The sequence below is a fragment of the Nostoc sp. 2RC genome, from assembly GCF_014222165.1.
Classification (GTDB): domain Bacteria; phylum Cyanobacteriota; class Cyanobacteriia; order Cyanobacteriales; family Nostocaceae; genus Nostoc; species Nostoc linckia.
The window spans coordinates 1-10,668 of the sequence record NZ_JACKZU010000284.1 but is presented as its reverse complement, the minus strand read 5'-3'; the positions used below and the strand labels follow the sequence as shown (position 1 = coordinate 10,668).

The 10,668-nt window shown below is 41.6% G+C and carries 4 protein-coding genes; 3 read left to right on the top strand and 1 reads right to left on the bottom strand.

Annotated elements, in window-relative coordinates; all coding sequences use genetic code 11:
• Positions 1-91 precede the first annotated feature (91 nt).
• Positions 92-4,432, bottom strand: a complete 4,341-nt coding sequence (locus GNE10_RS25280; RefSeq protein ID WP_185567706.1) for a PAS domain S-box protein — start codon at positions 4,430-4,432, stop codon at positions 92-94.
• 650 nt (positions 4,433-5,082) lie between these two features.
• Here GNE10_RS25280 and GNE10_RS25275 point away from each other — a divergent pair.
• From GNE10_RS25275 to GNE10_RS25265, 3 genes are all read left to right on the top strand, one after another.
• Entirely contained in the window at positions 5,083-6,612 is a 1,530-nt protein-coding gene (locus GNE10_RS25275; protein WP_185567703.1) for an FAD-dependent oxidoreductase, read from the top strand.
• A 1,102-nt stretch (positions 6,613-7,714) separates the two neighbouring features.
• Positions 7,715-8,545, top strand: a complete 831-nt coding sequence (locus tag GNE10_RS25270) for a squalene/phytoene synthase family protein (protein WP_185567697.1) — start codon at positions 7,715-7,717, stop codon at positions 8,543-8,545.
• Positions 8,546-8,890: 345 nt separating this feature from the next.
• Positions 8,891-10,480, top strand: a complete 1,590-nt coding sequence (locus GNE10_RS25265) for a serine/threonine-protein kinase (RefSeq protein ID WP_185567694.1) — start codon at positions 8,891-8,893, stop codon at positions 10,478-10,480.
• The last annotated feature ends 188 nt before the right edge of the window (positions 10,481-10,668 follow it).

The window sequence follows — 10,668 nt, the reverse complement described above, 5'->3', positions numbered from 1 at the left end:
AACCCCTCCCCTTGCCAAGGGGAGGGGAGGTTTTGGCTTTAGACAAAACCGGGGTGGGGTGACGCGGATGTGATGCGTAAATTCTGATTTCTCAAGTCCTTCCAACCAAACTAGCCACTACTGTCGCTAATTCAGCCGGCTCAACTGGTTTCGGCAAATGCAGCTGATAACCTTCTTGAATGGCTCGCATCCTGTCTTCAGCTCTTGCATAAGCTGTCAATGCGGCGGCGGGAATATTTCTTCCTAGTTCTGGAGATTGCGATCGCAGTTTGCGAATCAATGAGTAACCATCTTCTTGGGGCATACCAATGTCGCTAACTAATACATCTGGTTTCCACTCTTGAATTATTTGCAATGCTTCTTGAACTGATGCTACTGCTCGAACTTCTGCTTGACACTGTTCCAGTACTATGGTGACAAATTCACGGGTATCAAGTTGGTCATCTACAACCAGCACCCGCACGCCAAGGAGGGAGGGGGAAGCAGCAGCACGGGGATAAAGTGGTGGTGGAGTTGAGGGGTTGAGGGGCGGACTCTTAAGGAGTGGTAGCTTGATTGTAAATGTTGCACCTTGTTGTTCGCCGGGGCTATCAGCGTGGATGCTAGCACCGTGCAATTCTACCAAGTGACGCACGATGGCTAGTCCCAGTCCTAATCCTCCATAGGTTCTGGTGCTAGAACTATCGGCTTGACGAAAACGTTCAAAGACGTAAGGCAGAAAATCTGCACTAATGCCAATTCCTGTGTCAATTACTTGAATTTGGGCGTATTTGTCGGTTGTCTGTTGTAAGCCGGGGGTTTGTCCTGGACATTTGGTGTCATTGACTACAGACAATCGCACCTCTACCCGTCCGCCTGGGGGTGTGAATTTAATAGCGTTGGATAGCAAATTCCAGATAATTTGTTGCAAGCGGTCAAAATCACCTGAAACTAAGAATCCTGAATCTTCGGCTGGGAATTTGCAGTTTGAATGTTGATTATCTATTTGTTTTGATGGGGTTTCTAAGGAAGAAACAACGGAAAATTTCAAATTTATTTCCTTAGATTGGGCGGCTAAGCTAACGGTATCTAGGCTGGACTCAATTACCGACACCAAATTACAAGTACGGACATTGAGGCGTAATTTGCCTCTATTCATCCGCGATATATCCAGCAAGTCTTCAATTAGCTGGGTTTGGGCTTTAGCGTTGCGCTCAATTGTTTCCATACCTTTAGCAATTTGACCTTCGCTGAGCTTGCTGCGTTGCAATAGTTGTGCCCAGCCAAGGATGGCATTGAGGGGCGATCGCAATTCGTGGGATAATATGCCCAGAAACTCATCTTTCATGCGATTCGCTTGTTGTAACTGCTCTGTTTGTTGCTGCAAAGATGCAATTAAACTCGCTCTCTCCATTGCGATCGCTATTTGGTCGCAAACTGCCTGCATCATTCCCTTTTGATTCTCGGTGAAACTCAGCCGAGTCCGACTACCAAAGGAAAGAGTACCAAACAGCCTTCCCTGTGCTATCAAAGGGTAACAGTAATAAGCAGTGATGCCTAAAGAACGAATTAGTTCCGTTTTCGGGTCTGTTGATTCCTGCACATTCTCTATGGGTATTGGGAAGCGTTGTTGGGCTACAGTACCACAAACTGCTTCGCCAAATGCCAACCACTCAATTTCCTTGGCTACTTCTGGGGGAATGCCGGCGTAAGATTCCAACCGCATTCCTTGAGAGTTGTCGTCAACCAAATAGTTGAAGTAAACATCTAAACCAATTTGCTCTTTTAGTTTTCGGAAAACACTATCAATTAATACCACTGGTTGCTGGCTTGAGAGCAAGTCGTTGGCTGTGTCAAAAAGCAACTTTAACCTTTGGTAACTCAAGGAAAGCGCTTTTTCTGCCTGCTTGAGGTTGCTAATATCTTGGAACACTAAAACACAGATAGCTGGATGACCGTGCATCGCTGGTAAGGTATCGGCAAATATCAACAAAGAGCGGACACCAGAGCTAGTATGCCAGTCCACCTCCAAGCCATCGAGACGTTCCCCAAGGGCTACCCGCACTCCAGGCATTTGCTCGTTGGGAATGCGATTTCCTGCGGCATCAGTGTAGTGGTAGACTGTATGATATTCTGCGGCTGGTACGTTTTTAGGAAATTCACCTCCAGCTAATTCATTAGCAGAGCGATTGGCGAAAATTACCCGTGCTGTTCCTGGTTCAATAAACAACATCGGTTTTGGCATCAGATTTAACACATCTTCCAGCCATTTTTGCTGATTGCGGAGTACTTCTTCTGCCTGCTTGCGTTCTGTAATATCCAAAAATGCCCCAACGCACCCTCTGGTGTTTCCATCTTCGTCAAACAAAGGTGCAACATGCTCTAAAAGATTGACTATTTTTCCGGTTTCATGTATTATATCTACCTCAAAATCTAAAACTTCCACGCCATGAGCAGCAGAGTACTGCATGGGAAGTTCTTCTGGTAATAATTCCCTTCCTTGGCGGTAAGTTTTAAAGTTAGTCGGTTTTTCAATCAAGGGAGCGCTGAGGGAAGCATTTGTATTTGGCGATATGCCTAACTGCTTAGCAAAAGCGGGGTTGACCTTGATATTTTGGCATTCTCGATCCTCAGCAATGCCGATACCAATGGGAATTACCTCTAGCAAAGTTTGTAATTCACTGATGCGGTGCTGTAAATCCTTATTTAATTTTAAGATTTGTTCTTTGGCTCGTTTTTGTTCGCTGATGTCGCGGGTTACAGTGGCCAGGGCAATTGGTTGACCGGTGTTATTTTCTGTAACAATGAAGATATTGCAATCAACTGGTATCGCTTCACCTGTTTGTAGATGTCGTAAGCGGAATTCTCCTTGCCAACGGCCTTGCGATCGCACAGTGGGCAATATACATTGTTGAAAATGATTTTTGTCTGCGGGCATGACGTAATCTAATACGGTCTTTTGCTTGACTTGTTCCAAGCTTGCAAGCCCCACCAACTTTTGACCGGCATCATTTATATAAAGTAATTGTCCCTCAAGTGTGGCAATACCAATAAAATCAGAGCTATTTTCTACTAACGATACAAATTTTTGTTGTTCTGCTTCTGCTTGCTTGCGTTCGCTCAAATCAAGGATAAACGCTACTGACTCTTCCCGTTTTTCTCCCAACAGTACGTAACCAACTAAAACCGGAATTCGGCTACCATCTTTGCGGAGGTATTCTTTCTGATATGGCGTACAAGCACCTTTAGGGTTTTTCTTAGCTTCAGCTATACCTTCTTGGTCTAAGTGTCGATGCTCTAAAGGTGTGATTTGACTCCAACTTAACTTCCCTGCTAACAAATCTTCCCGCGTGTAATTAGTTATCCTCAAATATTCGTCATTTGCCTGATAGATCCCGCCATAAATATCAGCAAAAACTATGCCAATAACGTTAGCATCCACAAAGCTTGCCAGTTTATCTTCGTAGGCTCTGAGTGCTTCTTGGATACGCATACGTAGACTATCGGAGATATCCCGTTCATGGCTGAGGTGTTCAATAACCCTTGCACTTTGCCAAATCAAAACCGTAAAAATTACAATCAAGGCAATGGCAAATACTGATACTGCAAAAGCTGGGTCGTATTTTTCTGCCCGTTGACCTTCAACAATCACCCACCCTAATATAAAAGGTACTGCGATCGCCGCAACCAATAACCTACGTGCAAGTAAGCCACCATAGTTATCACTTGTAATTACTCTCATTAACCCCTGTTCTGGCCGCGCCCACAAAATACCTACACCTAGAATGTTGAACAACAACGCTGTGTGTAATGCCATTGATGTTGTATAAGGGGCAATACCATAAAGAACTTTGACTTTGTAGGCATACCCAATTAGCGCTTGAAAGGAAATCAAAGTACTTATCAAAGCCAGAATTTGGGCGTACCAATAACTGCGGTGATTTTTGCCATAAATCAGAAACTGTAAGGCGACACTAACCAGTAAAAAATTCACTGTGGTGTTCATCCCCATTCGCCCTGGATGTGATGTCGCTAAACTAGTCGGCGAGTCACGAAATACCAACTCGTCAATACCACAATTCCAGCCGAAGAGATATTGACAAAGTGTGAGTCCAGCAATTGTGGTCACAGCTATTGCAGAAACTTTGGCAACTAACAGACTAGGGAAGTACAGGTAATTTTTAACTGTTCTTTCCCCTGTTGTTCTTGTTTTCCTTCCTGTTATAAACAGCCACAGCGAGATTCCAGACAACACAAAGCACAGCGCTGTGTTGAATTTCATTGTCGCCGGACTACCAGGAAAACCACCCTTGAGAACATTAATTCCCAGCCACCAACCAACTATTACCAAAATACCAACCAAAACGGCTATCGCACTTGCGATTTTTGCCACAAATGAATTTGCAGGAAATTTAAAGATATCTTGCAGCCGCAAGCGGTTAATCTTTAACATTGAGTGTTCTCTAACCGCATCTATCTAGCGTTATAAATTACCGTATTTCTTACGGGCTAATCATTTATGTCCATTGTATTTTATGCTACCCCTTTAGTTACTTTTCATCTACCCCTATGCATATTTTTTGTTGCAGAATTTAGAGTCACAAATCAAGGTGCTTCAAAAATCAGGCTATACAAGGACAATAAGTGGTCATCGTTTTGAAAGTGCTGTTGCCCACCTATTTACAAATTCTACAATCACTCCAGACATTAGAGTTATATACAGTCATTTTTACCTGCAATTTTCCGACTTTGGGATCGTACTTTTGGCTGGATGAGATTAAGCCTGAAAATTACAGAATAATTTAATTTTTTCGATAAATATATATTCTTTTCATAATTACATCTTCAATAAAGTATATTTTTTTGTCTGTCATCCTGGAGATGCAATGTTTATCAAAAATAGTCTAAGCTTACCGAAGAATCAGCTGGAATATAAACTTTAATTTAATTTTCGCTACCAAGTATTAAAAATATAAATAAATACAAGCAAAACAACAAAAATCACCATATTTTTTGTGATTTTTCAGTTTTGATTTTCCTATCAGCCTGAGTTTAATAAAGGCATTTCCAGCAGATAAATTAGACCTGAGACTCTACACAAAAATGCAAAACGACTCTGGTAAAACTATTTCTATTTGGATGACAAGCGCAAAAATTCCACAACAACCAGCGCTTACGGAAAATACTTATGCAGATGTGTGCATCGTGGGTGCTGGGATTGCGGGCATGTCAACTGCTTATATTTTAGCCCGCCAAGGTAAGTCTGTGATTGTACTGGATGATGGCCTGATTGGTGGCGGTCAAACTGCACGCACAACAGCACACCTATCAAATGTCCTAACCGAACGTTACTACGAACTTGAGGAAATACACGGTAAAGAAGGCGCAAAATTGATAGCTGAAAGTCATACAACAGCAATTAATACTATAGAAGCGATCGCCACCCAAGAAAATATTAACTGTGATTTTGAGCGGCTTGATGGTTATTTATTTTCACCAGACCCCAATTCATCAGATGAAATTCAGCGGGAATTAGAAGCTGCACATCGAGTGGGACTCACTAATGTAGAAATAGTCAACAAAGCACCATTAACTGATTTTGATACAGGAGTATGTTTACGCTTTCCCCAACAAGGACAATTCGACCCTCTCAAGTATCTTGCTGGACTGGCAAAAGCCATTGAACGCCGTGGTGGTAGAATTTTTACCAACACTCATGTAGAAAAAATCAAAGGTGGTTTACCCGCCCACGTGGAAACCAGCAATGGTCACATTGTCACAGCCGAAGCTGTAGTAGTAGCAACCAATTCACCCATCAGTAATTTAGCTACTATGCACTTTAAGCAAGCTGCATATATGACTTTTGTCATCGGTCTGAAAGTACCTCGTAATGCTGTTTACAAAGCCCTTTATTGGGATACCCCCGATCCTTACCACTACGTAAGATTAGATCAACTCGATTCTGAATATGATGTATTAATAGTTGGCGGTGAAGACCACAAAACCGGGCAAGCTAACGATGCCAATGACCGCTATGCCAGACTCCAAATATGGGCACAAGAACGCTTTCCAATGGCACAAGAGGTTTTGTATCGTTGGTCGGGTCAGGTGATGAATTCTGATGATGGTATTGCTTACATAGGCAAAAACCCCTTTGACGAACAAAACGTTTACATCGTCACTGGTGATACAGGTATAGGCATGACCCACGGTACAATTGCAGGTGTATTGTTAACTGATTTGATTTTAGGACGAACAAATACCTGGGCGCAGCTTTACGAACCGTCACGGGTGAGACTTGGCACAGTCAGTGATTTCATCTCTGAAAATCTCAACGTTGCTAGCCAATATTTAAATTGGTTGACACCAGGAGATGTTGATTCTGTAGAAAAAATCCCTGCCGGTACAGGTGCGGTGGTGCGGCGTGGTTTGACAAAAGTTGCAGCTTATCGAGACGAAAACGGTAAACTACAGGAACATTCGGCAATCTGTACTCACCTCAATTGTATAGTCGCCTGGAATTCCTCAGAAAAAACCTGGGATTGTCCCTGTCACGGTTCGCGGTTTGATACTCATGGAAAAGTGATTAATGGCCCAGCCATTAATGGGTTGGCATCAGTGGAAGAAAAATAAAAAGGTCACATTGAATATTCATATCATGTCCGCCTAATCACTTGTCAAAAAAAATCTCCGTGTCTGGCGAAGCTGCGCTCTGACTTCTCTTTGTGTCAGTCCTAACAATCAGTCTTGAACTGGACACAATAGACATATCCGAAAATCAATCAATGTAGAGACGTAGCAATGTTACGTCTCTACTTTTTTATTTTTATCTCCTAAATACGCACTAAGATTGAGTATAAAAAGTCAATTTTTTTGGCGATCGCTCCTGTATGAGTTCCAAGTTAAATTAACACTATTTAGCTTAATTCAACCTTTAGGCATCAATTTTGCTAATTAAAATTGTTTTTGTAAACAATTAAACATTCAGTGTATTTGAGTTTGCGTAATTAATTTTGGTCAATCTATGCTGTTTAATTTATAGTCTTACTTTATCGTTCATTCACCGCTAGCAATTTGTGTTTACTTATATCATTTACGACTCAATAATACAGTAGTTTAAAAAAGATACAGTGCGATGTCAACAGTTTTGAATCCAATTAATTTCTATATTATATACTCTTGATACTCTCAAGCTTGGGTAAAGCAAAATACTTATTAATACAATATTAATTGTATTAATATATACAGTTTTATTTATCAATTGCTTGTAACTATTTATAAATAAAACTAATTAATTAGAAGGATAAAGAATGCTGAGCCTGATGCCACAACATAGTACTCGTTTTTTTATGGTGACGCTACTGCATATCTAATTGAGAAAAATAAAGGAGTAAGTTGACGTATCAAAGGTGTACAAACACAAAAAACTTTTGTAGCGATTCTCACTTAATCTTTTAGTGCTTAGGATGATTGTTTATATTTACCCTCAAAACTTCATAATAGCTATATACACCCACACCTGAACCTTTTTTGTAACCAAAAACCTATATACTAGACTAGACTTTGATAAATTTGAGAGTTTCGTTAATTGCAACACCAAAAACTATTAATTTTCAAATGAAATACTAGCCTATCTTATAGTCTATAGTTTTTAAAGTTTAGTCAAAACTATATCCAGTATCATCAAAAAACTGCAAACTTCATGTGGTGTAAAAATCAAGCGGGGAGTGAAAACATGAATTTACGTAGAGATGCTCTGCAAATCCTCAAAGATACTAGCCGAACTTTTTATATTCCAATTAGTCTTTTACCGCCAGGATTGCAAGAAGCAGTAGCATCAGCATATTTGTGTATGCGTGCTATTGATGAAATTGAAGATCATCAAGAACTAGACAACCCTACTAAGGCAAAACTCTTACGTACAATCAGTTTAACACTACAGGCTGGAGTTGATGGCTTCCCACTAGACGCTTTTTTTGCAGGATCTAGTGAATATGAAAGTTCCTTAGAAGAAGTTACTCTCAGAATTCGAGAATGGTCGCTACTAGCGCCTGAAACCATTGCACCTCGAATTTGGGATGGTACTGCTGCAATGGCAGACCGGATGGCTTATTGGGTAGAAATGGACTGGAAAATTGACACTGAATCTGATTTAGACCGTTATACCTTTGGGGTTGCAGGTGCAGTGGGATTATTACTTTCAGACTTATGGACTTGGTACGATGGAACACAAACAAATCGTACACAAGCCGTTGGGTTTGGCCGGGGTTTACAAGCAGTTAATATTTTACGCAATCATACTGAAGATCTCAGACGCGGAGTAGACTTTTTTCCAGAAGGTTGGAATGCTGCAAATATGCAAGAGTATGCGCGGCGCAATCTCGTTTTGGCAGAAGCTTACACCAAAAATCTTCCCACAGGGCCAGCCCTAGACTTTTGCCAAATTCCCTTGACTTTGGCACATGGAACCCTTGATGCCCTAGCCAATGGGAAGGAAAAACTCAGCCGCAGTGATGTTTTAGCACTTCTCGAACAGCTCATTGGTGTAAATATGAAAGCTAGCTAGTAGTTTCTTCAGGGCTGATGGAGTTGATTTACAGTAGCTTTTAGGCTCCAAAACCTCTTCGGTTTAAAGCCCCGTATAGTCCCCGTCCCTTAAGGACGGGTTCTTAATAAAATGAGATATTCTCAAATACAAATTAGTATAAAGTAATTCAAGTATTTTGTGCAAATATAGGTATAATAAACTATTTGGTTTTGGCGATCGCTGTACGTAATCCTATCTAAACTTTAGAAACTCTTCAAAGGATTTCCAGCAAAAATTACCTGGCAAGCGCTGATTGAGATCTCAATAATTGAAGAAGAGTATAAAAAACTCTCAATGATTCTTCGTGCAGCGAGTTGACAGTGCATGAGCTACTGCTTAAATCCTACCTGTCGCAATCCGGAAAATTTGGTAAATAGTCAGAGGTGTCAGTCTTGTGGCTCACGACTACTGTTGCGCGATCGCTATCAGGTAGTCAAGCCATTAGGCCAAGGTGGCTTTGGAGCAACTTTTCTAGCCCAGGATCGAGTCTTACCAGGAGAACCTAGTTGTGTAATCAAACAACTACGCCCCTCTGGCAACTCGCCACATGTTTTACAGATGGCCAGAGAACTTTTTGAACGAGAAGCCAAAACTCTAGGTAAGATTGGCAACCATCCCCAAGTACCACGATTGCTTGACTATTTTGAAGAACACGAACAATTTTACTTAGTTCAAGAATATATCAGTGGTGATACCTTACAGGAAGAGGTGAAACTCAATGGTGTGTTAACCGAAACTGGAGTCAAGCAATTCTTGAGTGAGGTTTTGCCATTGCTGCAATACATCCACGAGCAAAAGGTAATTCACCGAGATATTAAGCCAGCTAACCTAATTCGCCGTAGTCAAGATGCCAGAATGGTACTCATTGACTTTGGCGCTGTCAAAAATCAAGTTACCCAAGCTGCGGCAAATCAATCAGGACAGACCGCCTTGACTGCATATGCTATTGGAACTCCTGGTTTTGCACCTCCAGAACAAATGGCCATGCGTCCAGTCTATGCCAGTGATATTTACGCACTGGGGGTGACATGTATTTATTTACTAACTAGTAAAACTCCTAAAGATTTAGATTACAATCCCACAACTGGTGAGATGATGTGGGAACAGCTTGTACAAGTGAGTGACCACTTGACCAGCGTATTGCGGAAAATGTTAGAAGTATCAGTACGTAATCGTTATCAGTCAGCAACAGACGTTCTCAGAGCTTTAGATATAGAACCATACCTAGACAGCTTAGCACAAGGATTACTCGCTAAATCTCCCGATACTGGAGTTAAAGGTCGAACATACAACCGGATAGAAGATTCTGCTATTTTATGTAGCAATCCTTCTGCGGCCGTCACTAGCGCAGGAGGAGTAGCACAGGTAGCAGCAGCAATTCGCGCTAGACGAGCCAAAGCCGAAGCAGCTGGAATGGGCAAATCAATGACTTTCCCTAGCAGCAGTACTAATGCTTCCCCAATTCCTAATTCTAAAGTCGAGCGCAAGTTAGATACCCAAAGTTTACTTACAGCTTACATGAAAGGAAGACGGGATTTTGCCCTACACAACTTAAGTTTGCTCAACCTGCAAGGTGTTGATTTATCAGGAACAAATTTTCATTCCGCTCAATTACAAAAAACCAATCTCCAGGGAGCTAACCTCCACAATAGTGACTTTGGTAGAGCCAGTCTCACTAGAGCTAATCTCAAAGATGCTAATTTGAGCAAAGCATACTTTAACCACACAGATCTAGAAGGGGCAGATCTACGAGGCGCAGACCTGAGTCATGCTTATCTCACCAATGCCAATCTCCGAGGAGCTAATTTATGTGGTGCCAATCTCACAAATGCCAAAATTTCTGATGAACAGTTAGCATTAGCAAAAACAAATTGGATGACCGTACGCCCCAATGGAAAACGAGGCTTATTGTGATTTCGGTGATTGGGAATTGAGGATTATTGTTCGCTGTTCGAGGTGACGCTGACTGTTGATTACCCCCTCGGCGGGCAGGAGTAGGGAGTAATAAAAAGGATGTAAGTAGGGCGATGTAAATAATTATTGTTGGGATAAGGCAGGGGGCAGGGAGCAGGGAGCAGGGGGAGAAAGAGTTTGAGCCTTAT

What these genes read in the sequence shown, in the direction of transcription:
- GNE10_RS25265 (WP_185567694.1), top strand. Translation starts at nt 8,891, where the DNA reads ATGAGCTACTGCTTAAATCCTACCTGTCGCAATCCGGAAAATTTGGTA.
- GNE10_RS25280 (WP_185567706.1), bottom strand. Translation starts at nt 4,432, where the DNA reads ATGTTAAAGATTAACCGCTTGCGGCTGCAAGATATCTTTAAATTTCCT.
- GNE10_RS25275 (WP_185567703.1), top strand. Translation starts at nt 5,083, where the DNA reads ATGCAAAACGACTCTGGTAAAACTATTTCTATTTGGATGACAAGCGCA.
- GNE10_RS25270 (WP_185567697.1), top strand. Translation starts at nt 7,715, where the DNA reads ATGAATTTACGTAGAGATGCTCTGCAAATCCTCAAAGATACTAGCCGA.